Annotated in this window: 27 protein-coding genes and 3 pseudogenes; 18 read left to right on the top strand and 12 right to left on the bottom strand. The window is 61.6% G+C overall.

What is annotated here, in order from left to right; translation table 11 throughout:
- The first annotated feature begins 93 nt into the window (after positions 1–93).
- Positions 94–1,254, top strand: coding sequence for a sugar ABC transporter substrate-binding protein (locus NKH52_RS16315; RefSeq protein WP_352731887.1), 1,161 nt, complete (start codon positions 94–96; stop codon positions 1,252–1,254).
- 426 nt (positions 1,255–1,680) lie between these two features.
- On the opposite strand, the gene NKH52_RS16320 is transcribed toward NKH52_RS16315, so the two are convergent.
- Positions 1,681–3,426 (bottom strand): adenylate/guanylate cyclase domain-containing protein, encoded by a 1,746-nt coding sequence (locus NKH52_RS16320; protein ID WP_352731884.1) that lies wholly within the window; start codon positions 3,424–3,426, stop codon positions 1,681–1,683.
- A gap of 995 nt (positions 3,427–4,421) precedes the next feature.
- Entirely contained in the window at positions 4,422–4,898 is a 477-nt protein-coding gene (locus tag NKH52_RS16325; RefSeq protein ID WP_352731882.1) for a DUF982 domain-containing protein, read from the bottom strand.
- A gap of 154 nt (positions 4,899–5,052) precedes the next feature.
- Here NKH52_RS16325 and NKH52_RS16330 point away from each other — a divergent pair, with 154 nt between their 5' ends.
- From NKH52_RS16330 to NKH52_RS16345, 4 genes are all read left to right on the top strand, one after another.
- Positions 5,053–5,367 carry a hypothetical protein gene (locus NKH52_RS16330; RefSeq protein ID WP_352731880.1) on the top strand — a complete coding sequence of 105 codons (315 nt, stop codon included), beginning with the start codon at positions 5,053–5,055 and terminating at the stop codon, positions 5,365–5,367.
- A gap of 121 nt (positions 5,368–5,488) precedes the next feature.
- Positions 5,489–5,701, top strand: coding sequence for a hypothetical protein (locus tag NKH52_RS16335; protein ID WP_502908039.1), 213 nt, complete (start codon positions 5,489–5,491; stop codon positions 5,699–5,701).
- A 66-nt stretch (positions 5,702–5,767) separates the two neighbouring features.
- A complete protein-coding gene (locus tag NKH52_RS16340) occupies positions 5,768–6,073 on the top strand; it encodes an IS630 transposase-related protein (RefSeq protein WP_352967367.1) in 306 nt (101 codons plus the stop codon).
- A gap of 5 nt (positions 6,074–6,078) precedes the next feature.
- On the top strand, positions 6,079–6,510 hold the full coding sequence (locus NKH52_RS16345) for a tyrosine-type recombinase/integrase (RefSeq protein ID WP_352736344.1): 432 nt from the start codon (positions 6,079–6,081) through the stop codon (positions 6,508–6,510).
- An 88-nt stretch (positions 6,511–6,598) separates the two neighbouring features.
- On the opposite strand, the gene NKH52_RS16350 is transcribed toward NKH52_RS16345, so the two are convergent.
- Both NKH52_RS16350 and NKH52_RS16355 read right to left on the bottom strand, forming a co-directional pair.
- Positions 6,599–7,609: a hypothetical protein gene (locus NKH52_RS16350; protein ID WP_352736321.1), complete on the bottom strand. Its 1,011-nt coding sequence runs from the start codon at positions 7,607–7,609 to the stop codon at positions 6,599–6,601.
- A 30-nt stretch (positions 7,610–7,639) separates the two neighbouring features.
- Positions 7,640–8,113, bottom strand: a pseudogene (locus NKH52_RS16355) (integrase core domain-containing protein); the annotation flags it as partial.
- Positions 8,114–8,145: 32 nt separating this feature from the next.
- Here NKH52_RS16355 and NKH52_RS16360 point away from each other — a divergent pair.
- A complete protein-coding gene (locus tag NKH52_RS16360) occupies positions 8,146–8,409 on the top strand; it encodes a DUF736 domain-containing protein (RefSeq protein WP_352736322.1) in 264 nt (87 codons plus the stop codon).
- Between the two features lie 75 nt (positions 8,410–8,484).
- Here the strand turns inward: NKH52_RS16360 and NKH52_RS16365 are convergent, their stop codons facing one another.
- Positions 8,485–8,745 carry a helix-turn-helix transcriptional regulator gene (locus tag NKH52_RS16365; RefSeq protein ID WP_352736323.1) on the bottom strand — a complete coding sequence of 87 codons (261 nt, stop codon included), beginning with the start codon at positions 8,743–8,745 and terminating at the stop codon, positions 8,485–8,487.
- A gap of 95 nt (positions 8,746–8,840) precedes the next feature.
- Between NKH52_RS16365 and NKH52_RS16370 the strand changes: the two genes are divergently transcribed.
- Both NKH52_RS16370 and NKH52_RS16375 read left to right on the top strand, forming a co-directional pair.
- The gene (locus NKH52_RS16370; protein WP_352736324.1) at positions 8,841–9,524 is read left to right on the top strand and encodes a Y4oE-related protein; all 684 of its coding nucleotides are present in this window, start codon (positions 8,841–8,843) and stop codon (positions 9,522–9,524) included.
- Between the two features lie 19 nt (positions 9,525–9,543).
- Positions 9,544–9,846, top strand: a complete 303-nt coding sequence (locus NKH52_RS16375) for a transcriptional regulator domain-containing protein (protein WP_352736325.1) — start codon at positions 9,544–9,546, stop codon at positions 9,844–9,846.
- Positions 9,847–9,989: 143 nt separating this feature from the next.
- Here the strand turns inward: NKH52_RS16375 and NKH52_RS16380 are convergent, their stop codons facing one another.
- Positions 9,990–10,139: a hypothetical protein gene (locus NKH52_RS16380; protein WP_352736326.1), complete on the bottom strand. Its 150-nt coding sequence runs from the start codon at positions 10,137–10,139 to the stop codon at positions 9,990–9,992.
- A gap of 277 nt (positions 10,140–10,416) precedes the next feature.
- Here NKH52_RS16380 and NKH52_RS16385 point away from each other — a divergent pair, with 277 nt between their 5' ends.
- Entirely contained in the window at positions 10,417–10,740 is a 324-nt protein-coding gene (locus tag NKH52_RS16385; RefSeq protein ID WP_352736327.1) for a hypothetical protein, read from the top strand.
- Positions 10,741–10,793: 53 nt separating this feature from the next.
- Positions 10,794–11,174: pseudogene (locus tag NKH52_RS16390) on the top strand (CopG family transcriptional regulator).
- Positions 11,175–11,268: 94 nt separating this feature from the next.
- Here the strand turns inward: NKH52_RS16390 and ehuB are convergent.
- Together ehuB and NKH52_RS16400 are read right to left on the bottom strand one after the other, a co-directional pair.
- Positions 11,269–12,141, bottom strand: coding sequence for an ectoine/hydroxyectoine ABC transporter substrate-binding protein EhuB (gene ehuB, locus NKH52_RS16395; RefSeq protein WP_352736328.1), 873 nt, complete (start codon positions 12,139–12,141; stop codon positions 11,269–11,271).
- A gap of 248 nt (positions 12,142–12,389) precedes the next feature.
- On the bottom strand, positions 12,390–12,857 hold the full coding sequence (locus NKH52_RS16400; protein ID WP_352736329.1) for an Lrp/AsnC family transcriptional regulator: 468 nt from the start codon (positions 12,855–12,857) through the stop codon (positions 12,390–12,392).
- A gap of 98 nt (positions 12,858–12,955) precedes the next feature.
- On the opposite strand from NKH52_RS16400, the gene NKH52_RS16405 reads away from it, so the two are divergent.
- From NKH52_RS16405 to NKH52_RS16415, 3 genes are all read left to right on the top strand, one after another.
- Positions 12,956–15,364 carry a thiamine pyrophosphate-binding protein gene (locus tag NKH52_RS16405; RefSeq protein ID WP_352736330.1) on the top strand — a complete coding sequence of 803 codons (2,409 nt, stop codon included), beginning with the start codon at positions 12,956–12,958 and terminating at the stop codon, positions 15,362–15,364.
- 130 nt (positions 15,365–15,494) lie between these two features.
- Positions 15,495–16,433 carry a GHMP family kinase ATP-binding protein gene (locus NKH52_RS16410; protein WP_352736331.1) on the top strand — a complete coding sequence of 313 codons (939 nt, stop codon included), beginning with the start codon at positions 15,495–15,497 and terminating at the stop codon, positions 16,431–16,433.
- Positions 16,427–17,500, top strand: coding sequence for a PLP-dependent cysteine synthase family protein (locus tag NKH52_RS16415; RefSeq protein ID WP_352736332.1), 1,074 nt, complete (start codon positions 16,427–16,429; stop codon positions 17,498–17,500). The genes NKH52_RS16410 and NKH52_RS16415 overlap by 7 nt, the downstream gene beginning before the upstream one ends.
- On the opposite strand, the gene NKH52_RS16420 is transcribed toward NKH52_RS16415, so the two are convergent.
- A complete protein-coding gene (locus NKH52_RS16420; RefSeq protein WP_352736345.1) occupies positions 17,495–18,757 on the bottom strand; it encodes a threonine synthase in 1,263 nt (420 codons plus the stop codon). The two genes, NKH52_RS16415 and NKH52_RS16420, sit on opposite strands and share 6 nt — an antisense overlap.
- Before the next feature lie 201 nt (positions 18,758–18,958).
- On the opposite strand from NKH52_RS16420, the gene NKH52_RS16425 reads away from it, so the two are divergent.
- From NKH52_RS16425 to NKH52_RS16440, 4 genes are all read left to right on the top strand, one after another.
- On the top strand, positions 18,959–19,225 hold the full coding sequence (locus NKH52_RS16425; protein WP_352736333.1) for a helix-turn-helix domain-containing protein: 267 nt from the start codon (positions 18,959–18,961) through the stop codon (positions 19,223–19,225).
- Between the two features lie 168 nt (positions 19,226–19,393).
- Entirely contained in the window at positions 19,394–20,122 is a 729-nt protein-coding gene (locus tag NKH52_RS16430) for a LuxR family transcriptional regulator (RefSeq protein ID WP_352736334.1), read from the top strand.
- A gap of 66 nt (positions 20,123–20,188) precedes the next feature.
- Positions 20,189–20,803, top strand: coding sequence for an acyl-homoserine-lactone synthase (locus NKH52_RS16435; RefSeq protein ID WP_352736335.1), 615 nt, complete (start codon positions 20,189–20,191; stop codon positions 20,801–20,803).
- Between the two features lie 118 nt (positions 20,804–20,921).
- Entirely contained in the window at positions 20,922–21,620 is a 699-nt protein-coding gene (locus NKH52_RS16440) for a winged helix-turn-helix transcriptional regulator (protein ID WP_352736336.1), read from the top strand.
- A gap of 74 nt (positions 21,621–21,694) precedes the next feature.
- Here the strand turns inward: NKH52_RS16440 and NKH52_RS16445 are convergent, their stop codons facing one another.
- The 3 genes from NKH52_RS16445 to NKH52_RS16455 are packed head-to-tail and all read right to left on the bottom strand — an operon-like array spanning position 21,695 to position 23,773.
- Entirely contained in the window at positions 21,695–22,471 is a 777-nt protein-coding gene (locus NKH52_RS16445; protein ID WP_352736337.1) for an amino acid ABC transporter ATP-binding protein, read from the bottom strand.
- Positions 22,471–23,130, bottom strand: coding sequence for an amino acid ABC transporter permease (locus tag NKH52_RS16450; protein ID WP_352736338.1), 660 nt, complete (start codon positions 23,128–23,130; stop codon positions 22,471–22,473). The genes NKH52_RS16445 and NKH52_RS16450 overlap by 1 nt, the downstream gene beginning before the upstream one ends.
- Positions 23,120–23,773, bottom strand: coding sequence for an amino acid ABC transporter permease (locus NKH52_RS16455; RefSeq protein ID WP_502908040.1), 654 nt, complete (start codon positions 23,771–23,773; stop codon positions 23,120–23,122). Before NKH52_RS16455 ends, NKH52_RS16450 begins: the two co-directional genes overlap by 11 nt.
- A 390-nt stretch (positions 23,774–24,163) precedes the next feature.
- On the opposite strand from NKH52_RS16455, the pseudogene NKH52_RS16460 reads away from it, so the two are divergent.
- Positions 24,164–24,501: pseudogene (locus NKH52_RS16460) on the top strand (P-type conjugative transfer ATPase TrbB); the annotation flags it as partial.
- Positions 24,502–24,965 lie beyond the last annotated feature (464 nt).

Consider the following 24,965-nt stretch of genomic DNA (forward strand, 5'->3'; position numbering starts at 1 on the left):
GCGCTATCACAAGGTGGAACACTGACTGCGACAGGACCACCAGCGTTGACATGGCAACCGTCACCACCAGCGGCGGATGTCGAGGGGGTAAACGTGTTTGATCTGAAGAATATTTCCGGTCCATGGCCGACTTGGTCAGCGATAGCTTTTCTTTCGATCGCTTCAATAGGGGCGAGCGCTTTCGCGAGCGCCGAAGAGGGCACTCCGGGCATCACGCAGCGGACGGTATTTCCCACCTTCAATCCAAACGCGCCCGCCTGCAGCGCGCCGGCTGGTCTTACGAGGGTGCTAGCGTACGTGCAGGAGAACGACCGCGACTTCCTGCAAGGGGTCGACCACGGTCTGTCCATGGCTGCAAAGAATCGCGGCCTGGAATATCGAAGAGTTTTAGCGGAAAACGATGTGGGTAAGGCGATAGCCCAAGTGCAGTCTTTCGTCGCGGCCAAGGTTGGCGCCATGGTTGCAACCTCTTCGGATCCAGCGGCTTTCAGTCCGGCTCTTCAGCAGGCGATCTGGTCGGGAGCGTTTGTGGGCACGATTGTGCCTCCACCGGCAACTTTGCTGCTCAATGCTCCGCAATATCGAACTGGCAAGGTGCTGACCGATGCAGCCATCGACCATATCAACATCAGGCTGGGTGGGAAGGCCAAGGTCGTTCTGCTGACCCAGGATACAATGGAGTTTCTGGCGCCCCGGTTCGCGGCAATGCGCGATGGCCTGAATGCGATGCCTGGCGTGACGATCATTGCCGATATCGCGCCCAAGCCGGTTACCAAGGAGGGCGGCGCCGCCACCATGAAAACCATCCTGCTGGCCAATCCGGATGTCGACGTCGTGCTCGGCGCGGATGCGGTTGTGCTGGGCGCGCTGGAAGCATTACGCGCGGCAGGCAAAGACCGACCTGACCAATTTCTCGGCGGAATTGATGGGGAGCCGGAAGCTGTCGCTGAAATCAGGAAGGGGAACAGCCCTTACAAGGCGAGTATCTCGTTGTCCTCGCCCGTCTTCGGATATGCCATGGGGCAGTTTGCGGCCGACTGGCTCGAGGGCAAAAGCATCCCGCAGGCTATGGACATCCTTCCTATAGCCCTGACAAGTGCCAACCTCGCACAATACGAGGCCGATTTGCTGGACCCAGCCTCGGCGTATGCCTATGCGACGCGCCGGGATGCGTACCTGAAGATGTATGGAAACATCTGCTATGACAGCCGCGACCGATATATAAATTTCCCTTGGTCGTCTGAGCAGAAGTAGCCGCATCGTGCGGTGTTTCTCAATGTCCATCGTCCTTGAGCCGGGTCCAAGCATCAATTTCGATATCAAGGCCAACGTCGAAACGCGCTTGCGGCGAATTAAGGCGCCCCGCGTTGCGAAGAGCAGCTTAGCGCCCACCTCTCGCCGTAAAAGATCAGTTTGCGACTTCCTGAAAGCAGACGTTCGGCTGAGGCGGCATGATGTCCGGGTTTGACCCGACGGCGACATTTGTCTGGACCGCCGGTAGGTCTCGTCAGGGTAGAAACCGGAAGTTCGACGCGAACCCAACAGAGAGCTCGCCAGCTGTTCACGGCTGCTCTACGCGCTCAGTCCTCGGAGAAGCCGGCCAGAGAACTATTCTTCCAGAAGCGACGTCGCCTGGCCGGACGTGACGCGCAAGAGAGGGCATCTTTGCAAAGGTGACGATCACTCCGGCACAGTGGCAATACCCAGCGCCTCGACGTAGCGCTCGGCGAACACCTTGTCCCGCCACGGGTTGATCTGCCTCTGCAGACCAAGCGTGTAGGTCGGGAACGCCTCCATCAGCCGCCGCGCCGCCGCCTGCGCTTCGTCCGGCCGATTGAGCTTGACCAGCGCCGTGATCACGACCCGGTGCGAGGAGCCGTAATTCGGCATCTCGCGCAACGCTCGTTCTCCCCAAGCCAGCGCTTCCTCGTAGCGTTCGAGCATCAGGTAGCTCATCCCGATGCCGGAGAGCGCGATGCCCTTCTCGGGGTCGACCGGGCTCAGCCGCATTGCCCTGTGGAAGTGCTCGATCGCGACGAGGGGGCGGCCGGAATGCGCGTTCACCCAGCCGCTACCCGTATAGCCCTGCGCCGAATTGGGGTTGAGGAGCAGGGACCGTTCGATCATGTCCAGCGCCGTCTCGTAATCCTTGGCGCTGTAGGCGATCACCTGCGCGGCGAAACGCAAGCTTGTCGGGTCGTCTCGCGCGTCCGCCAGGATCTCGCGCGCCATGCGCACGGCGACTCGGACATCGTCGGGCTCGTGCCAGCACTGGCTCACGGACAGGCTGCGGATATAAGCGCCGAGTGCCTTCGCCAGGGTGAAGCCTGGGTCGATGCTGAGCGCCTCGTTGGTGAGCCGGCGCACGTCGGCGAAGCCTTCGCGCGTCATGCTGTAGAAGCGGGGCAGCGCACGAAGGTAGAGGTCGTAGGCACCGATGTAGTCGGTCGGCTTCATGCGTGCCTGCTTGATCTCCTCCAGCCGGATGCTCGGTTCGACAGCGCCGACGACGCTCTCGGTCACCTTGTCCTGCAGGTCGAAGATGTCGCTCACGTCGCCCTCGAAGCGGTCGGCCCAGACATGGTGTCCGCTGACCGCGTCCACCAACTGCCCACTGATGCGCACCCGCGGTCCTGCTCTGCGGATGCTGCCTTCGAGCACGTAGCGGACGCCCAGCTCGCGCCCGACCTGGCGCAGGTCCACCGCCCGGCCCTTGTAGGTGAACGACGAGTTGCGGGCGATCACGAAGAAGGAGTTCACCCGGCTCAAGCCCGTGATGATGTCCTCCACCAGCCCGTCGGCGAAGTATTCCTGGTCGGGGTCGCCGCTCATGTTGGTGAAAGGCAGAACCGCGATCGAGGGTTTCTCGGGCAGGGGAGGCGGTTCAGGCACCGAGGCGCTGGCGTCGGTCTCGACGCGGTAGGCGCGCACGGGCCGCTCGATGTTCTTGAGGCGCAGGTTACCGAGCGGCGTGAAGCCGCAGTCGAGCTTGCCCTGAAGGTGGTCGTAGGCGGTGCCCGAGACGACCACGGTGCCGGGATCGGCGATGCTTTCGAGGCGGGCGGCGATGTTGACCCCGTCGCCGTAGAGGTCGCCGTCCTCCTCGCAGACCACGTCGCCGAGATTGACGCCGATGCGGAAGCGAATCCGCTCTTCCTCGGGCGTCTCCGCCTCATGTTCTGCCAGGGCCTGCTGGATCGCCATCGCCGAGGTCACCGCGTTAACGACGCTCGCGAACTCGCACAGCATGCCGTCGCCGGTGAGCTTGACGATCCGACCCTGGTGCTCGGAGACCAGTGGTTCGAGGAGGTCCTTGCGGTAGCTCTTCAGCCGCTCGAGCGTGCCGCGCTCGTCGCGCTCCGTCAGGCGCGAATAGCCGACCACGTCGCAAGCCAGGATCGCTGCGAGGTGGCGCTGCGTGGTCATTGCACCGCTCAGCCAAGTGCCCGCATGCGGGCCGCCCCGCGTCCGTGTCCTGCCAACTTCCAGGGGCCCCACGTGCATGGTATCCATCTCTCCCAGTCGCGGCCCGTCGCCGATACAGAACGGAGAACGCAGCTTGACCCTGCCTTCACGAGATTTCGCTATCCCGTTTGCGAGGCGTGGAGCGTTCCAGTCGCCGCGCTAACAGCCAACCGACGACACGCCCACGCAGCCTCTGGGACGCTGACACGCCACTCCCAGAAGGCCGGAGATATTTCCTGCCCTGTGTAACCGGTTGACGCCACCGTGGCGGTGCTTTTGTCACCGCGCTGTAACAGCGAGATGCTCTACGAGCGCGAGCATCGGGCATCACACCAGACGTCCAAACGACCCGACCTCCCAAATCTAAAGATTGAAACCGAGGGAAGGACACTCGTGTACTGACCTGACCGAAAGCACGGCCCAAATGTAGACGTCTGCTTTGCCTTCTCAAGCTAGGAGGGGGCGCGCTACCCGTGCAATAGAATTCGCCAATTCAACTACTTCCGGAAAACGGTCGTTTTACGGACAGGGCAATTCCCGTGTCCTCCTCGCTACCGGCAACAGGATGCACGGCGGCCGCGCTGTTGCGCTAGCGTCGTTGCGAGAATACGCGCCTTGCGCAGCAAGGAATTGCGATCGGTGCCTGACATGCGGATTAGTTCGCGCGCCTGTTCCTCGGAGATCCCGGCCTCCTTGACAAGGCTACGGGCGAGGGTGTCACGACCCTTGCTGGCGCCTTCGTCCCTGTCGTCGCCCATTGAGGGTTGGTCCCTTCTTAATAGCCATTAAGCTCACAAGCGCAACGGCGGGGCCGGTAATACGTTCCGGTTGCATCGCGAACGTATGGTTGTGGATGGGAAGCCCTCGCATCCTTGCCTGGCCACCCGGTTCCGGGGGGTAGCAACTGCAGGATGGGTTTGAGGCTGTCGCGGCGAAACCGACGCGTGGACAGCGTTTCAATGCCGAGCTTTCAGTATCCGCGCCTCTCTCAGCAACGACGCCCGGTCGATGCCAATCATGTTGATGAGCTCGCGGGCCTGTGCCTCGGTGATACCCGTTTCGCGTGCGAGGAATCGGACCAGAAATTCCTCCTCCTCCTCCGTTCGTCCACGCCCTCGCCGCTTCTGATCCTTTGAAGATAGAGGCTTGGCTCCGAGGTCTCGCCGAGGCTCCAGGTCGGCGTCCTCATCCTCGTTCTTCACCACTAAACCGGCTTCCTTTGCTGCCGCGAGGAAGGCACGTCGTGCATTTTCGACATCGTCCTTTGATGTCAGGCGACCGGTGCAGGCCCGGAGGGCAGTTCGATATCTCGGACCATGTTCATCTGGCCATCGCTCCATCATAAACACGGCTACCTGAGCCACACTGGCCAGCCTGCGGAACTCGCCTGGCGTCTCGACGATCAAGGGAACGTCAAAAAAGGCATCGTTCATGAACAGCCCCATTCGGCTCGGCAGTGCGAACGAAGGAGAATGGAATTCGTTCCCGGAATTAGAGGACGCAACCCCCAGAACTGTCTCCCGTGAAGTGGCTGGACGGTGAGGTGACGGACGCTAAACGTGTGCTGACAGGAGTATAGAAGTCCCGATGGACCCCAAGCGGCTCGACCACAAACTCGATTGTAAGGCTTGCGGAACGATCCAGATGGATATCCCCGACGACGCCACCGAGCATACGCCGATCCATTGCAGCCGTTGTGGCGGCTACCTTGGCGAAGGGGGAGAGCTTCAGGACGACTTTTACAAGCAAGCCGGCGACGCTCAAGCTTTCAACCTGAACCACGGCAATATCATCAAGAATAGGCTGTTGAGCGCGATGCGGTCATTGACAAGAGAAATCGAGCGTCCCCATTCGGGGGACACGCCGAGGGGGAATTGCGTCTGCGATGGCAGCGAACGTTGAACGACCGCTTTCCCCCCAATTCGATTCCAAAGCCGACGTTCCCTTCCGGTCCCCCAACCTCCGCGCCCGAGACGCTCAGATCATTTCTCCAATGGCCAATGTTGGCCGAAGGAGAATGACGATGGGCATTTCACAATTTGATCCGGCAGCCAAGGGCGGGCCGGCATGGAACGCTGGTCGGCAGGTCGAACCCAAGCGGGCCATGAAACCGCAGGAGATATGGGCAATCCGCTTCTTCCTCGATCGCGAAGGACGAATGAGGGATCGCGCCTTGCTTGACCTCGCGATCGACAGCAAGCTGCGCGGTTGCGACTTAGAGCGGTTCGCGTTTTAGCTGAATCAGGATTCCCAAGATTGAGCAAATCAGATTCGATGTTTTGACCGTTGGAGGTCGGGACTGATGGTGAAGCCCTATTCGATGGATCTACGGGAGCGGGCGCTGGCGCGCCTTGAAGAGGGCGAGACGAGCTACGAGGTAGCTGCGGCGCTGAAGGTGGCAGTGTCGAGCGTGATCAAGTGGGCGGCGCGAAAGCGTCGGTTAGGCAGTGCGGCGCCCGGCAAGATGGGCGGTCATCGGCCCTATCTGATCGACGGGAAGCACCGTGCCTTCGTGCTGGGCGAGGTCGAGCGAGATGCCAACATAACGCTTCATCAATTGACGGCGGCACTGGCTGAACGTGGTCTCACCATTCATCCTGCGAGCTAGTTAAGATTAAGGTCGGTACGCTTGTGGCGGGTCCGGAAATCCGGGCTCGCTCAATGGTGGTTCAGCAGAAGACCGGCAGACCGGTTCAGTTCGAGATCACTTCAGATGCGCGAGCAAGTCTGTTGGCATGGCTTGAGAAACGTGGCGGAACAGTTGACGACTTCGCGTTTCCCAGTCGTGCTGGTGCCACCGCGCATTTGAGCACGAGGCACTATGCACGACGGGTGGATGAGTGGGTGTCGGCGATCGGTCTGCGCCGAGAAGAGTATGGCACGCACTCGCTTCGCCTCGCCAAAGCCTCGATCATCTACAAGGCGACGGGCAATCTCCGGGCGGTTAAGAGCCTGCTCGGCCACACCAAGATCGAGAACACAGTGCGGTACCTCGGTGTGGATGTAGAAGATGCGCTCGAACTAGCCGAGGCGACGGAGGTCTGACCACAAGCGGCTCCGCTCGATTGGTGGGGCCGCGATCGGCAATGCGCCCAAATGTCGGCCGTTGGCCGGTCGTGCCTCTGAGCGAACTCTACCTGGCAAAAATATGTATGGCGTCACGAAGCATCGACGCCGCCGTCGGTATAGGCTCCCGCTCCCAAAGTTTATGGTAGCTGACTCCATAGATATCTGTGTGTATTTCTATGGCCATCTCCCAGCCTATGCACTGAGCAAGGAAATCATCTGTTGGAATCGCTATGGGTGCGACGGAGAATTCTTCTCGATCTGCATGGGCGACGAGCTTAAAAACGCGGCCCCTAGATCGTTCAACGGAAATACGGGACGCGGTGATATCTGCGATCCCAGTGACAGAGATGTCTTTTAGGTCGATATCTACTCCGAGCAACGATCTTGCAATAATGAGAAGTTTGTTGGCTGTGTCCCAGCCATTTAAATCGAGGCTTGGATCTGTCTCGGCGATGCCCCGCTCCTGCGCCTCAGCAAGTGCTGCCTCATAAGCTCTGCCAGAGTTCATCTCATCCAAGATAAAGTTAGTCGTAGAGTTAAATACACCTCGAAGGCGCAGTATGCTTCCGGCGACAAAGTCGCGTTTCGCGATGTTCATCACGGGTAGGCCCCCGCAAACGGTAGCACTGAACTTTAGCCCGGCACCGCTCCGGGCTGCTATGTCATGCAACTCCTTATAGGCCAAAACGATCGGACCTTTGTTCGCCAGAACCACCGAGATTCCTTGCGTCAGGGCAGCGCGGGCAATTCGCAATCCTGGGCCCCCGGTTGCCAAGTCTACGGGTGACGCCTCGAAAACAAGGTCAATATCGGCTGAGGCGAGCAAGCTCTCTACCGAAGTGTGACCGAGGAATCCCCTAAGATCGGAGGAACTGCCTCGTCTCGACTTGCATTCGAGCAGTTCGTTGGGGCCGAAGTCCTGTTTGGAGTAAGCAACGCCGCGGCTGTCTGCGACCAGGCGAATGCAGAATTCCAGCCCAAACTCTTGCTTGATCCGGCCTGCCTTGGCTCCGAGGATCTGCAACAGGCTTCGGTTTACATTACCCAGTCCAACTAGGGCGACGTTGACACGCATCTGTAGTCCGCTTGAGCTGCCACTGAATTTTCATCCGGCTGCAATTAGAGCCTCGGCGGATTTTACGCCGTATGGCGCGGGTTGAGCAACGGGCGATCGGCGGAGCTGGTCGGGGGTTGCGTAGCCTATCGTCCGTTGCGGTGAGATTGGCGGCATAGGCCGCTGGCGTGATGTATCCGAGTGCCGAATGTGGGCGCGATCGGTTATAGTCGTCTGCCCATTCGGCAATGGTTGTTCGGGCATGGTCGAGACCGAAGAACAGGGTTTCGTTCAGCAGCTCGTCCCCCATCTGCCCGTTGAAGCTGTCGCAGAAGCCGTTCTGCATCGGCTTGCCCGGCGCGATGAAGTGCCATTCCACCTGATGGTCCTTCGACCAGGCGAGGATTGCGTTCGAGGTGAACTCGGTGCCGTGGTCGGACACGATCATGACCGGCTTGCCGCGCCGGGCGATCAGTTCCGTCAGTTCACGCGCACCCGGCGGCCGGAGATCGAGGGGTCCGGGATCGTCGGTCCTTCCAAGATGCGAGCGGTCCGTCTTGCACACCCTCAGCGTCCAGGCCAAGGGCGTGCGCATCGTCCCCGACACCCGGGCCAGCGGCGAGAACGCTCCAAGCGACCGCGTGGTGGTCGGCAAGGCCGAGATCGGCGCCGCCTGGTCCAACGAGGGCCGCGACTATCTCGGGCTCAAGCTCGAGGATCCGAACTTCAACGCTCCAATCTACGCCAATCTCTTCGCCGACGAGGAAGGCGAGGGCCACAGCCTCATCTGGTCCCGCCCCAACCGCCGCAACGGCGAGTAACAGTTAAGCCAGCCCGTTTGATTTCGGTCGGACGGGCTTGGGCATCTGAAGCGGGCTTCAGCGGCAGAGCCGCGATCACCTGCTCTTTCGCAACAGAATTCCGTTGTTGGGCAGTACTTCGATGCCAGCTTTCTCAAGTGCATTCACGATCGCTAATATATTGTTTGCGATTGGAGTCCGCGCGCCACGTTCGAAATCAGCGATTGTCTGCCTTGCTACGTTTGCCGCCCGGGCCAACTCATCTTGGCTCCATCCCAACATTGCACGCGCACCACGGCACTGTTCGGCGCTGAAATTTGCCGCCCTCTCTCTAACATTCTGATTGACCTCAATCAATTTGTGTATTATCCCTGCCTCGAACTTTCGGTCGAAGAGGGCGCGCAAACACCCTTTTCGACCTGACCAACGCCAAGCTGTGTGGAGCTCGGATCATGGCTGATTCCGACAATACCACGACTTTGCCTTCCGTCACGCTGGGATGGGAGCCACGTAGCTCGTTGACCTTAGGGCATCCCGAGCCTTTGGCAGACCATGAAGCCGAACATCAGTCGTCGGCCGATCCAGCTCTACTCCTGTCCCTGGCCTGGATTGACGCTCACGTTGCGATGCTGGCCTCGTGCGTCCGGCAGCAGCAGGCTGAGGAGGGGTTCCTGGAGAGCGGCGCGCTCTTGCTTGTCGGCGAAGCGATTGGGTGCGGGGAGGGGGCTGGCGCGGACCGCGGCTGTCCTGATTTCCTGAACGAAGGGCACGATGACGCTGACAAGGCTGACGCCTTGTTGGCCGAGATTGTGGCGACGCCTGCACAATCATTGGCGGGCGTGGTCGCCAAGCTCGCGGTCGTCCTTCGGGAGGCGACAGATAACACCGACCTTTGCGAATTTCCTCTACCACATATCCGCTCGGCCTTGGCCGATCTGCGGCGTCTCACACATGAAGCGATAAGCGATCAGCTTCCCGACTGGCCCGCAGGCGATCAAACGATCGGCTCGCTGTTCGAGCAGCCTGCATCAACTTTAGCCGCCTGGCGCGCCTTCAATGCCTGGAGCCAGGGTGATGATGACGCCTATCGCGCCTGGACGAACACATTCAAGACACTGCAAGGCGCAAGCCAGTAGGCATCGCAACAATCTCCACTTGATCGCTCAGCGCCGAAATCTCTCCTCGTCCATCGACAATGACGGAATCCAAGGATTGGTTCAACGCCGCGTCCCCTATCAAATCCTTGACAAGGGAAGGATGCGGATGAAGCCGGATACATCGCAGTGGCTTGACCCACAGGCATATGCGTTCGTCGAAGGCGCCACCGCCGATGAGATTGCCTGGGAGTTCCTGCGACGCAATCCCCAGTATCAGCAGGACTTCGCGGCCTCCCGATCGGCCAAGGCGAAGCGGGCTTTGCGCAAGCGCTGGGGTTTGCAGTTTCGCCGCCAGGCCTGACCAGTCCGCTGTCGAGCAGATCGTCTATCGGGTACCTCAGATCGATCCTGGGGTCGTGAACCTTGTCGAGGTTCCGCCGGAACTGCGAGCGCCGGAGGGCAGCGCGTTCGACGTCCCGCTAGCCTTAGGCCAGCGTGACGGGGTCAGCCCTCACGTGCTATCTTCGCCGTGGCAGGCAACTGGCGCTTTTCGGCGACGCGAAGCCAGGCGAACTCCTTGCCGCCATCATACCGCTCGACGACATGGCGCACGACAGGCTCCAAGCGATCGAGCGGTTTATCCGCTCTATCCACAGGCAACACCTTCCTGACGCCCGCTTGAACCACGGCCCAGCGCCGGCGCCTAGGCCACATGCTGCGATGCCTTGATGGCCGCCCAGCAGGCATCCCATTTTGAAGTCGCGACCGCCTTGTTCGGTCCGCGGCTGGTCAGCGCCGCCAACTGGCATGGCTCCACTTTTCACTACCAACGTATCGCCTCCGTGCGACGGGCTGAGGATGGTCGAGCGCGGCTATTGCCAATTGCTGCGCGCGCGGCGGCGTCATCTCTGACGAGTGCCGCCCGGTCGCGTTGTCCACTTACCTGCGCTATCTGGCGCGAGCCGAGCCGGAGCCTGACGATTGGACCGTGCTTCCGTTGCCGCTTCCGCCAGCGGGGATTGCTGCCGCGTCCGTCGTGGTGAAAGCCCAGCACGAATCGACGGACTCCGACTTGCGGGCTCAACCCGAGCTCGATCCCCCGGCTGTGGCGGAGCCGCCGCTCGTCAATGAATTCGAGATCGATGCGCCCGACGAGGCGGATGATCTCGCTGCAAGCAGCAGCCGGATGGCTGGCCTTGTGGGGGGCGTGGCGCGTCAGATCGCGCTCGATCCGGACGATGGCATGGAGCTGTGACGATTGTGCCGGCAACGAAGAAAAAGGTGCAGATTTCTGTCGATCCTGCCGTGATGGCGGCGCTGCTCGAATATGCTGCCCGGCGCGATCGCGTCGCTCATCGCTGAAGCGGCGATCGCGTCTTTCCTCTCGCCCGATGCCGACGCCCAACGCGAGGCGGCGGTCTCCAGGCGCTCGACAGGATCGACCGCCGGATCGCGCGGCTGGAGCGCGATGTCCGCATCTCGATTGAAACGCTGGCGGTGTTCATCCGCTTCTGGCTCGCGACCACGCCTGCCTTGCCGGAACCGATGGCCCAGGCGGCGCGCGCCAAGGCAAGCGAGCGCTACGAGGCATTCGTCTCTGCTCTTGGCAGGCGCCTGGCCAAGGGACCAACCTTGCGGCAGGAAATCCCCGAAGACGTTGCTCTGTCCAGCGATGCGGAACGACAATGATCTGAGGGCATGTCGCCGGACAGAGGCGCCGCCCGAGCTCGCGCGGCGCCCATCCGCTCTGTTGATGCCAGACCGCTTCTGTTGCCCACGCCGGTTAGTTGGCGGCTCCGCACAATTGCGACGTCGTCAATCCTGGCGGCACGTTTTCCGTGGGACCAAATCCGTACTTCGCCATGATGGTGGCGATCGTGCCGTTCGACATGACCTTGGCCAGACCTTGATTGTAGAGGTCGCGCAGATCGCCATCGTCCTTCCTGAACGCGATCGCGATGTAGCTGATCGACTTCTCGTCCGTCGTGAACGGGGTGGCGCGCTCCAGATCGGGGCTCCTGTTGCCGGCCAGCAGTCCGATCACCGTCGGTGAAGAGAACACCGCGGCGTCGATGCGGCCGGCGCGCAGTGCCGCGATGTTGGTCTCGATGTCCGGGAACTGCAGGATGCGGTCCTCCGGCACGCCCTCGGTGATGGCGTTCTTGATGACATTGCTGCCGCGGCCGCCGCCCATGATCGCGTCGGATTGCTTGGCAAGATCCGCATAGCTATGGAGCGCCTTGGGGTTCCCGGCGAGCACGATCGCCGCGTCGTCCGACCTCAGGTCGGGAGCGCCGAAGGCGACCTGCTGGCATCGCTCCGGCGTTATCGACAGCCCAGATGCGACGGCATCGAAACGCCCGGCCATCAGCCCCGGGATCAAGGCGCCGAACTCGGTGACCTCGAAGTCGACCTGCTTGACGCCGAGATCGGCGAAGGCAGCTCTGAGGAGATCCGGGTGCCACCCAAGCAACTCGCCGGTTCCCTCCTTCTTGTAGCCCCATGGCGACCGGTTATGGATGCCGATGACGATGCGTCCTTCGGTCAAGACGCGTTCTTTTGTGGTCTCCGCCGCGGCCGGCAATAGAGATCCAACAAGCGCGGCATAGGCGATGCAGGCCAGGCCAATGGCGGCCGATCGGGCTCGAAATTTCATCGGTTCAGTCCTCCCGTGAGATTGCGTTATTGCGCGCAGGCGTTCCGCCTCAGCCGCGTGACGCTACGTTTGAAAATGGCAATTCGTCAATATAGATATACAAAATATAGACAGAATATTGCGAGCGCAGCAAGGAGAGGCTCTCGCGGGACGAGGGGAATACGCTTGTTCGTGAGTTGCGATTGGGTTGACGCGGGCGCCCCAACCTCGCTCAGTTGCCACCGCGATGGTTCGAGACAACCGGTCGATTAGACGGGCAAGGCTTCCGAGCGCTTGACTTGGCCGAGGGCGAAGCTGCTTTCGATCGAGGCGATGTTGTCCAGCCGCGTCAGCTTGGCCTTGATGAACCGCTCATAGGCCTCGAGGTCGCGCACCACGATGCGCATCAGGTAATCCCGCTGGCCGGTCATCAGATAGCAGTCGGCAACCTCCGGCCAGCGCAGCACCGCCTGGGAGAAGCGGTCGAGATCGTCCTCCCGTTGCCTTTCAAGCTTGATCGATGCGAAAGCGCTGATCGGCAAGCCGAGCTTCTTCTGGTCGAGGACCACGGTGTAACCTTTGATGACGCCGGCGCTCTCGAGGAGCCTCACGCGCCGGGCGCAAGGTGAAGGCGAAAGACCGACAGTTTCAGCGAGGTCGTTCGTCGTCGCCTTTGCGTTCTTCTGAAGCGCGGCGATGATTTTCATATCAATTGCATCGAGCGTCGGATTTGGCACGTTTCCCTCGTCTGGACGTCATTATTGGCTGGATCAGCCAATATGATTGATATGCTTGCGTAAGAATAGCCACTTTTGAGAGACCTTGGCCGCTATCGTTGAGCCGCGATTTCACGGGAGCCGACGATGACGATCCTTTCCGAGCTGAACGCAAGGTTCTGTGGCTGGCTGTCTGGACGATCCATCATGCCAATCATGTTCGCGGGTCGGAGGACGGCCTCAAGGTCGGCGGCCATCAGGCGTCGTCGGCGTCGGCCTCGACCTTGATGACGGCGCTCTACTTCCAGATCCTCAGGCCCGAAGACCGCGTTGCCGTCAAGCCGCATGCCAGCCCGGTTTTCCATGCCATCCAGTATCTGTTCGGCAAGCAGACGCTAGAGCAGCTGCAGGATTTTCGCGGCTATCGCGGCGCGCAGTCCTACCCGTCACGAACCAAGGATATCGACGATGTCGATTTCTCGACCGGGTCGGTCGGACTGGGCGTGGCGCAGACCCTGTTCTCCTCGCTGGTCCAGGATTATGTCAGGGCAAAAGGCTGGAACGCAGACCAGCCGGAAGGCCGGATGGTCGCCCTTCTCGGCGACGCCGAAATGGATGAAGGCAATATCTTCGAGGCTCTTCTCGAAGGCTGGAAGCACGGCCTTCGCAACACTTGGTGGGTCGTCGACTACAACAGGCAGAGCCTTGATGCGGTGGTGCGCGAAGGCCTGTGGCAGCGCTTCGAGTCCATCTTTCGCAACTTCGGCTGGGATGTGGTGATCCTGAAACATGGGACATTGCAACAGGCGGCCTTCGAGGAAGAGGGCGGCGAAAAGCTGCGGTCCTGGATCGATGCATGCCCCAATCAGCTCTATTCCGCGCTGACCTTCCAGGGCGGCGCCGCGTGGCGCCGGCGCCTTCTGGACGACCTCGGCGATCAGGGACCAGTCACCCGCCTGATCGAGAAGCGCAGCGACGAAGACCTTGCCGCCTTGATGGCAAATCTCGGCGGCCATGATCTGGCGAGCATCATCGATGCCTTTGAGGAAGCGCGCGGGCATGATCGTCCGACCTGCTTCATCGCCTATACGATCAAGGGCTTCGGCCTGCCGCTCGCAGGCCACAAAGACAATCACGCCGGATTGATGACACCGGCGCAAGTCGACGCGCTGCGGCAAGGCATGGGTGTCCGCGAGGGGCGTGAATGGGACATGTTCGAAGGCCTTGCATACGATGGGGCCGCGATCCGATCCTATCTGGCGTCGTCGCCTTTCGCGCAGGCAGCTACCCGTCGCCATAAAGCCCCAGCCGTACCCGTGCCGGCACAGATACCCTGGCGCGCACAGGTCTCCATGTCGACACAGCAGGGTTTCGGCCATTTGATGCACGAGATCGCCAAGTCAGACAGCGATTTTGCAGAGCGTGTCGTCACAACGTCTCCGGACGTCACGGTCTCGACCAATCTCGGCGCCTGGGTGAACAGGCGGGGTCTGTTCGCGCGCGGCGACCAAGCGGACATTTTTCGTGAAGAACGCATTCCCTCTACCTTCAACTGGACGTTTTCGCCGTCGGGGCAGCATCTCGAACTGGGCATCTCGGAGATGAACCTCTTCACGATGCTGTCGGCGCTGGGCTTGTCGCACTCGCTTCACGGCGAGCGCCTGCTTCCGGTCGGAACGCTCTACGACCCCTTCATCGAGCGTGGCCTCGATGCGCTCAACTATGCTTGCTATCAGGACGCTCGCTTTATCCTGGCGGCGACGCCCTCCGGCGTGACGCTGGCGCCCGAGGGCGGAGCGCATCAGTCGATCGCCACGCCGCTGATCGGCATGGCGCAGGACGGCCTGGCGACATTCGAGCCAGCCTATGTCGACGAGCTGGCAATCATCCTGCGTTGGGCATTCGACTACATCCAGCGCTCCGGCGAGGCCGAGCCTGATGACCATACCTGGCTGCGCGATCAGACGGGAGGTTCGGTCTACCTCAGGCTGTCGACGCGGCTGATCGAGCAGCCGCCACGACAGACGGGGGATCCGCTGGCGGGCGACATCGTCGATGGCGGCTACTGGTTGCGCAAACCCGGGCCGAATGCCGCTGTGGTGATCGCCTATTCGGGAGCTGTCGCGCCGGAGGCGGTCCAGGCATTGGGGCTGATGGCCGGGGACCGGCGCGATGTCGGGCTTCTTGCCGTGACCTCGGCCGATCGGCTGAACGCCGGCTGGTCGGCCGCCGCGCGCGCGCGCCAGTATGGCCATCCGCGCGCCACCAGTCATGTCGAGCGCCTGTTGGCTGGTCTCCCGGCCTCATGCGCCATCGTGACGGTGCTGGACGGGCACCCCGCAACGCTCGCCTGGCTGGGGTCGGTCCACGGCCACCGCACGCGTGCCCTGGGCGTCGAGCATTTCGGCCAGACCGGTACGATCGCGGATCTCTATCGGCATTACGGGATAGATGCGCAAGGTATCATGGCCGCGGCGCAATCGGTGTCGGCCGGCCGGCCGCTGAGGCACCTTGGCTCCGCCGCCTGACGATCCGCCGGCATCGCTTCGCGGCCGGGTTGTTCGTCAGGAAGCCGTCAATACCGGAATTCCTTGAGGGCGGCTGCCAATTATCGGCGCCATCTTCCCGCGCGGCAAGAAAGCGCGAGGGGAGAAGAAAATGGCTGAGGCCGGCGATCTCATGAGCCGTGAAGCGCTGCGCTCGCCAGTTGGAACGGCGGTGGCGATTGCGCATCACGGCGAACTCATCCAGGGCGTCTTCAAGGACGATGGCGGGCGCCTTCATCGCGGGCTCGTCACGCTCCCGATTGCGGGCTGGAGATCGGAGGCGAGCTTTGCCAGGAGCGACGACGATGCGGTCGTTGTCCACCCCGATCATAAAGTCAAGGCGTCGGCCGCCGCGCGGCTCACGCTCGATTTCTTGAACGTCACCGGCGGCGGCGAGCTGACACTTCAAAGCGCAATTCCCGTGGGGCACGGCTACGGCTCATCGACGGCTGACGTTGTCGCTTCCATTCGTGCTGTCGCCGCAGCCTTTGACGTCCAGCTGCGACCATCAAGCATCGGGCGTCTGGCCGTGGCTGCCGAGCGCGCCAGCGACGCGATCGCGTTCGATGATCACGCAGTGCTCTTCGCGCAACGAGAAGGCACGGTGATCGAGAATTTCGGAGGCTCCCTGCCGCCGCTGCTTCTGGTCGGGTTCAAGGCGAATGGCGGGGTTCCGGTCGACACATTGCAGCTGCCGCCCGCCCGCTATGACAGTGCCGAGATCCAGGAGTTCGGCGTGCTGCGGGCGCTGGTGGCGCGGGCGGTTCGCCTCCAGGATCCCTATCTTCTCGGACGCGCCGCCTCGGCCAGTGCGGTGATCAGTCAACGGCACTTGCCGAAACAGGGCTTCGGCGAGATCGCCGAAATCGCCCGGCGAGCCGGGGCGTGCGGGGTGCAAGTCGCCCATAGCGGTTCGTTGTTCGGCCTGATTTTCGATCTATTCGCATCGAATCTGAAGCGACGCGCGGCCCTGGTCGCGCAGCAGATAAGACGTGCCGGCTTCAAGGATATCGAAGTCCACCTGGTCAATGCGGAGGGCTGGACATGGTGACCCCCGACGTGGACTATTTCAGGGACCTTGAGACGCCCCGCCTTGCGCGCCTGGCGCCAAATCTCGTGGCCGCGGCGTTTCCGCTGATGAAGCTGATGCCGGCCCGCTACATTCTGGATCGCGCAGCGTCGGATGGCGAACTGATGGCAGGCTCCCACATCGTGGAGACGACGTCGGGCACGTTCGGCATGGCGGTGGCGCTGCTGGCGGCGGCGCGTGACTATCGCCTTACCCTCGTCACCGCTTCAACGCTGATCGATGCGAAATACAAAGCCCGCCTCGAGCGCATCGGCGCCACGGTCATCGCCCTTGACGATCCGCGTGGCGACGGCAACCAGCCTGGCCGGCTGGAGCGCCTCCAAGAAATCTTGGCCAACGAGCCGGGCGGCTTCTGGACCCGCCAATACGACAGTCCGGGTAATTGGCTGGCTTATGCGCGGCTGGCCGAACTCGTCATCCGGGCAATGGGCAAGGTTGACTGCCTGGTCGGCTGCGTCGGCACGGGCGGCTCGCTATGCGGCACCGCGTCCTTTTTGCGAACTGTCTTTCCCCATCTGACGGTGTTTGCCGTCGATACCCATCGCAGCATTCTGTTCGGGCAGCCGGTCGGCAAACGCATGCTGCGGGGCCTGGGCAACAGCGTACTTCCTAAAAATGTCAGGCATGAGCTTGTCGACGAGATCCATTGGGTTGGCGCCTATCCGGCTTACATGACCGCGCATCGTTTGCTGCGCGAGCATGGCCTCTTCATGGGGCCGACCAGCGGCGCCGCCGCGTTGGTGGCGCAATGGGTTGCAACGACCCTTCCGGATGCGCAAGTGGCGGTCATCATGCCTGACGAAGGCCATCGCCATGCCGAGACTGTCTACAATGATGACTGGCTTACGGCTCTGCCTGGCTGGCCCTGCAAGGAACTGTCCGAGCCAAGGACTCTGACCACCATCGCACCGGCCGCCGAGACGCAATGGACGCGCTTTCTTTGGCTGCGTCGCAGCCTCGACGATGTGCTGAAAACGCAGGCAGCAGGCGAAGTGCCGCCGGCTGTTGGTGCGCCGGAAAATCTATGAAGCGAGATCCAGCCCGTTCTTGTCGAGCCAGCGCCAGGCATCGTCCGTTGTCTGGAAGACCTGTTCGGGTTCGTTCGATCCGGCGGACCGATCGAGGTCCTTGAGACCGCTGGCTGTCACGACGGCCACGACACGGTCCGTGACTGCGATGACACCTTGGTCCTTCAACGTCGATATCGCCATCAGCGGCGTGACCGACGCCAGTTCGGCAAAGATTCCTTCCTCCCGAGCAAGGCGTTCCTGCATCGCGATCAGGCCGTGATTGCTGACGGGGACGGCGTGCCCGCCGGATTCGCGCAGAGCCTTCAGGGCCTGAAAGGTGCTGCGCGGCGTGCCGATCGATACGGCAAGGCTGTCGAAAAGCATCTTGCGTTCACTCAACGCATCGGCGCCGCTGGCCAGAGCGGCCGCCAGCGACCCATGCACCTCCGCCGCGACGAGACGAGGCAGGCGCGTGATCGACCCTTGCGCGAACAGCTCGCAAAAGCCAGCCCACACGCCGGACAGGGCATCGCCGTAGCAGACCGGCAGGACGCACCAGTCTGGCGCCGTGCCATCTGATTGCTCGACGATCTCATAGGCGATCGTCTTGTAGCCCTCGATGCCGAGTGGATGGCTGCCGACGACCGGACCGTGATAGGGCGATGCGATGAACCAGTCGTAGCGGGCAGCCGCCTGTTCAAGCAGCGACCATCGGTCCATTTTGCTGACCAAGGGCAGGACCGTCGCGCCATGTTTGCGGATCTGCGCCAGCATCGCGCCGGCTGATCCCGCGAAAGTGGTGACGACGCATTTCAGCCCCGCGCGGGCAGCGTAGGCCGCCAGCGAAGCGCCGGCGTTTCCCGACGAGGCGGTCGCGACGATCTTCGCGCCGCGCGTGCGCGCCACGCTGACCGCGATCGTCGAGAAGCGGTCCTTGTGCGACCAGGTCGGGTTTCGGCCTTCGTCCTTGATCGCGAGGTCCGGCACGCCGAGAAATGCGCCTATGCGCGGCGCGGCAAGCAAAGGTGTCAGACCCTCGCCGAGGCTCACGGCCTCCGCTTCTGTGCAAGGCAGCATATGCGCAAAACGCCATAGCGAGCCCGAACTGGTGGCGCCGTGAAGGGGATGGAGGTGCGGGGCGGCATAGACCGGACGAAGATTTGCCGGCGCGGTGTCTTGGCAGCGCGCGCATCCCCTGGAGTCGATTGTTACATCGACGGGGTAGGAAGCGCCGCATCGGATGCAGACGAGTTCCAGGACCCGGCTTGTGTCCAGCGCGGGACGGCTAATCTCGCCTGAGGAATGCGCGGACATGTCGTGCGCGAGGTCGCGAAACGGCCGGTTCGTCATGGCTATTCCTTGTCCGGGAAACGATGAATTCTCTTTTTGTTTCAACAGCCCGAAGCACGCCTGTCAATGCGGAATGTGCACTATAGTGTGTCGCACCATAGTGCGCGCCGTAGCATCCGTTGTTTGATGAAACTTCGCGGCGTCTTTGGCCTGAACGTGCAGCGGCTTCGGAGGGAGCGAAAACTCTCTCAGGAGCAGTTGTCTTTCGTTTCGGGCCGCACGCGCGCCTATATCAGCAGCGTCGAGGCCGGGCGGCGCAACGCCACGCTGGATACAGTCGAAATTTTGGCCAAGGCGTTGGATGTCGAGCCGCAAGAGTTGGTTTCGGCAAGCCCGGCAAATAAGCGCGCTATTCGAGTGGCGAAGCCGGCGGCTTCAAAGTCGACCGAGTGAAGCCAAACTTCCTCGAAGTAGGACTGGGCAGGATTTTCACTTATCTCGTCTTTGTGAACCTGATTGACTCCTTTGGTGTACATTCGTTGCATGTCCCATTGAAGGCGGTGACTAGACAGCCATAGGTTGTTCCGCGGGGTAGGGCCTGACTGTGGTTGAGGTCTTCCAATGGAGAACGAAACTGTTGTCGACCTTTTTGCGGCGATCACGAGGATCGATACTGCGCGGTCGGCCGACGCAATCCTTCAGGAGTTCCGCTTAGCCATGGAGCGCTATGGATTGCGCAATTTTCTGATCACCGGCCTGCCTGTGCCGCACGGTACGGACTGGCAGCGTGAAATTCTTGCTGATGGCTGGTCTCCTGAATGGCATCGTCGCTACGTCACCGAGGACTATTTTTTGCACGATCCTTGTGTCGCCCAGTGCCGGCACTCGCCTGAGCCTTTTCGATGGGGCGAGCTGCCGGCCGCAAGGCTGGTTCCACGCGCGAAGCTGGTCATGGACGAGGCGGCCGAGTTCGGGATGAAAGAAGGCATCTGCGTCCCAATTCATGTCCCATTGGCCGGGCCAGGCGTCGTCACGATGGCGAGTGACCGGATGGACGTTCCGGCAAGCGCCATGCCCCTTATCGAGACGCTTTGCGTGCATACCTTTCGAAGCCTCTCAGGGTTGGGAACACCGAGCGATGGCGATGAGCCCACGCCCTTGACGGCGCGCGAGCGCGAACTCCTGGAGTGGAGCGCGCAAGGCAAATCCACCGATGACATCGCTTGTATCCTCGGTGTTACCCGGAACACGGTTGAAAGCCATCAGCGCAACATTCGAGCCAAGCTCGACGCGATCAATGTCGCGCACGCCATCGTCAAGGCGCTGCGACGGCAGGAAATCCAGATTTAGCAATACCTGAATTCCGTCATACGTACGGCAAGTCCGTTTTCCTACGACCCTCCGCCTGGAGACGTCATGGTTCGTATACATCTGGTCACTTGGGATAACAGGAAGCACTACAGGAAAGTTCTGGAGCGCTACTTTCGGATACGGTACGAGATTTACGTCAAGCAGAGACGTTGGCGCGCCGTCGCACGGCCCATCAACATCGAGATCGACGCCTTCGACAACGAGCATACGCTTTATGTTCTGGGGCTTGATACCAACGGCAAGATCGTAGGCGGCTCCCGTCTCGTGCCGACGCTGGAGCCGCATCTCATGAGCGAAGTGTTCCCGGGTCTCGCCGACGGCAGGCCTCCGCGCGCGCCTGAAATCTTCGAGTGGACGCGTTTCTTCGTGGTTCCATCGCTTCGCACGCAAGGCGCCTCGTCGCCGGTCGCCGGCTTTGTTCTATGCGGCCTGCTTGAGACCGCACAAAGTCTGGGGATTCGACAGATCAGCGTGGTGTGCGAGACATTCTGGCCAAAACGGCTGCGCGCCCTTGGCTGGACGCTGGCCGAGCTTGGCGACGTTCTCGAACATCCCGACGGCGACATCATCGCGCTGCTGATCGAGGTCACGCCCGAGGCTGTTGAACAGACGCGCCGCGCTTATGGCATCAGCGGCGTCATACTTGCGGACAAGATCTAGGCTCTAAGCCAGGCACTTGCGGACAGCCCGCGAGCCCTCGATCGTCAGGGTATATTGTCATCGCGCCCATTTGCGCGGTAGTCAGCCTTATGATGTGTCGAACCCGATTGATGGACTCATGAAGCCGCTGGTCCTGATCTCCTCGAAGGACCCGGATTTTTTCCTGGTTTTCGGGCACATACTGTCGGTAGCTGGCTTCGAAATACGGCTGATCACGGGAGACCGGGAAATCGCACGCGCCATCGAGGCTTCAGCCCCGCTTGCCGTGATCATGGACTGCCATCCAGGCGACCGCGCAGTGGTCAAACAGTGCACCTGGTTGAAGTCCAGCGCCGCAACCAAAGGGACTCCTGTCGTGAGCCTGGTTGCCCCGCGTTCGGGCAAGCTGCATCTCGATTTGATCAAGGTCGGGGTCGACGAGATATTTTCCCGGCCCTTCGCCCCCGAACAGCTTCTGGCCTGGCTGCATGGCAAAGCGGGCCTTGCGAAGCTATCGCGCGAAACGGACTCAGGTGAGTTGGTGCAGGGCGATTTCCGGCTGGAGCGGCAGACGCACCGGACATTCTTCAGGCAAAAAGAAATCGTGATGCCACCGATCGAGTTCAAGCTTTTGCGCAGCCTCTTGGCGCAGCCTGGCAGGGTCTTCAGCCGCGAGGAACTGGTCGCGACCGCGTGGCCTGAACATGCCGCCGCAACCGACGTGCGGGGCGTCGACGTTCATATAGCCAGGCTGCGCAAAAGGCTTCGGGCGTCCGTGGGAAGCGATGTGATCCGGACGGTCCGCTCGGCTGGCTACGCGTTCGCGCCGGACTGGTGACCTGCTCGGCGATACCGGCATCTGGCGCGCTTGCGCACCGATTGCCCGCAGGCAGGATCCACACGCATCTGCTCTCAATGGCTCAGGATGGTATCCAGGAACAGCCGGGCGCGTGGGTGAGCGGCTGTTGAGAAAAAGTCTTTGGACGAGGCATGCTCGACGATGAGGCCTTCGTCCATGAAAACGATCTCATCCGCGACTTCGCGTGCGAAACCCATTTCATGGGTCACGCAGACCATGGTCACGCCGCTTCCCGCCAGCGCGATCATGACGTCCAGGACTTCCTTGATCATTTCCGGGTCGAGCGCCGAGGTGGGTTCGTCGAACAGCATGATGCGGGGATTGAGGCAAAGCGCGCGCGCGATCGCCACCCTTTGTTGTTGACCGCCCGAGAGCTGGGCCGGGTAGGCCTGCGCCTTTTCGGGAATGTGCACCTCTGTCAGATGCTGCATGGCGATCTCTTCGGCTTCCCGTGCCGGTTTCAGGAGAACGCGGCGCAGCGCCAGCGTGCAGTTGGCGAGCACGGTGAGGTGCGGGAACAGGTTGAAGCTCTGAAACACCATGCCTGTTTGCCGGCGCGCCTTCGTGGTATCGCGGCCATCTTTGTCCAGCGTTGCCGCTTCGAACTGGATCGTTCCCCTTTGGAAAGGCTCCAGACCGTTGATGCAGCGGATCAAGGTCGATTTGCCGGAGCCGGAGGGTCCGCAAACGACGATGCGTGCGCCCGCATGGACCGAAAGATCGATGTTTTTCAAAACATGCAGGGCGCCGAACCACTTGTTGAGGCCGTCGATCCGGACATGAGGGATGGATTGAACGGCCGGGCCTGGAGGTGGAGCTTTAGCGAGCATCAGCGGCGTCCAGTTGCAAGCAGGCGCTGCTCGATGCGCTTCACGCCATAAGCAAGTAGCAGCGCCAAGGCGAGAAACAGAATGCCGGCAACGGTCAGCGGCTCTGCGTATCGATAGGTTTCGGAAGCGATATCGAAGGCGCGTCCGAGCATTTCGGGCACGGCCAGGATCGCGAGATACGGCGTCGCCTTGAGGATCGAAACAAGATAGTTGCCCAACGGTGCGGCGACGTTGCGCAACATCTGCGGCGCGATGACGAAAATGACCGTGTCGCGGCGGGTGAGCGACAAGGCTCTCGCCGCTTCCTGCTGGCCTTTCGGGATCGCGTCGATGCCCGCTTTGAACACCTCCGCCAGATAGCCGCTGTAGTACAGGCTCAGCCCCAGTATGCCGACCGTCATGGCGCCAAGCCGGATCCCATAGAAGGGCATGACGAAATACAGGAAATAGAGCCAGGCTAGGACCGGCGTCGAGCGGATGAAGTCGATCAGGAAACGGACCGCGAGGCCAGTCGCACCGCCCCCGCGGCGGATCATTTCGAAAGCGAAGCCAAGCGCCGAAGCGCCGAGGCAACTCAACGCCGTTGCGAGCAGGGTTGTTCCGATCGCCCCGACGATCGTCGGGACGGTCGATAGCGCGAAATCGAAGTTAAATCCCACGCGGCGTTCCTCTTTCAGGATTGATCCGTGCCTCGAGCCAGCGGCCGGCAAGTGCGATCGGATAACAGACGACGAAGAAGGCCAGCAGCAGCGCCGAATAGATCGCGACGGGGTCGTAGTCGGTCTGCGCGATTTCCTTGGCGCGGAAGGTCATGTCCGTCAGCGTAACCAACGAGACCAGGGAAGTCGCCTTGACGAGCTGGATAAGGTTGTTGACGAAGGTCGGGCTCATCGCGACCAGCGCCTGCGGCAGCTCGATCAGGAGCAGGATCGCCGGGCGCGAGAGGCCGAGCGCCATGCCCGCCTCGCGTTGGCCAGCGGGCAGAGACTGCAACCCGGCGCGAACCGCCTGGCTGGCATAGCCGCCGGTGTTGAGGCCGAGCACCAATGCACTGACGGTGAGCGCCGACAGAGTGACCCCCATCACCGGCAGAACGTAATAGAAGAAGAAGAGCAGGACGACGACCGCTGAGCTGCGCCAGAATTCGATCACGGCGGTAACCAGAAAGCGCGTCATGCCGGTGGTCAGAAACTGCGCGACGCCGAAGACGAGCGCGAAGGGGACGGCAAATACCAGGCCATAGGCCGTGACCTCTGCGGTGATACCCAGCCCTTGCAGAATGCCCAGCCAGATCTCGATCATGCGCACGGGGTGCCACCACTCTTCGTCGAGGCGGGCGGCGATGATGTCGGTATCGTTTCGGCGTGCCAGAGGAGGGCGGTTTTACGCCGAGAAATCGCGCTCTCCGGATCGGATCTCATGACACCTCCGTCGTGGAAAGAACGATCGCCCGTAGGGGCCGGCTTTCGGTCGTTCTCTCATAAACCCGGTCGGAGTCGTTTGTCAATAAACATGTACATAACATTGCCAAAGTTTACATTATAGCGGGCTGCCGTCGCCACCGCCGTTGGCCGTTAATTACACGCCACGCTACGATGACGGCGGAACCCGTTGGATCGGACCGCTTCGGGGCTCTTTTGATCGTCCCCGATCGGGCGTTGTTTGACGCGTTCCCGGCGCAAAGGGGACAGGATGGCTATATCGCACAACGATACCGGGGGACGGGCGCGCAGCTTGCGCATGCTGCCCACCGCGCTCGGACCCGCCATCGCCGGTTTCTCGACTATCCCGCGATCGTCGAGATAATGCTGAACCCGGATGGCCGTATCTGGGTGGATCGGCTTTCGGAAGTTTGGCCGATACAGGGGAAATGCTGGCGCCTGCCGCTGGCGAGCGGATTGTGCGCCTGGTCGCCCATCATGGCGGCGCCGAGGTCCATTCCCGTTCCCCGCGTCTCGGCCAAGTTGCCGCAGACCGGCGAGCGTTTCGAGGGCTTGTTGCCGCCGGCCTTCGCGATCCGCGAGCCCGCCGCATTCCTGGTCCGCTCGGTCGACACGTGCGGCTGCTGCGGCGGGCGGTATGGCCTGTTCACACGCGACCGTTATGCCTGCCTCAACCACCAGCGCCGCGGCATCTGCGACAACGGCCGCACCATCACCCGTGAGAAGATCGAGCGTCTGGCGATGGCGCCCATTGACGTGCCCGACCTGCATCCCAGCATCGCCACTCTATATAAGAAGCGTATCGAGCAACTCACGCAAGCGCTTGCCGACCACGAGGATGGACGCAGCCGCCGAGTCGTTGCGCTCGTTTATCGGAGAGATCGTACTCACACCCGGCGACAAGCGCGGCGAGGTCCATGCCGAGCTGCGCGGCGAGTTGTTGGGCATCCTCGAATTCGCCGAACCCGACCAAAATCAAACGCCTGACGATGTTATGACGTATCTGGTTGCGGGTCCCCGCAACCAATTTGATCATAAATCAATAACCGTCC

It is taken from the genome of Mesorhizobium sp. M1066 (genome assembly GCF_040318635.1).
GTDB lineage: Bacteria > Pseudomonadota > Alphaproteobacteria > Rhizobiales > Rhizobiaceae > Mesorhizobium.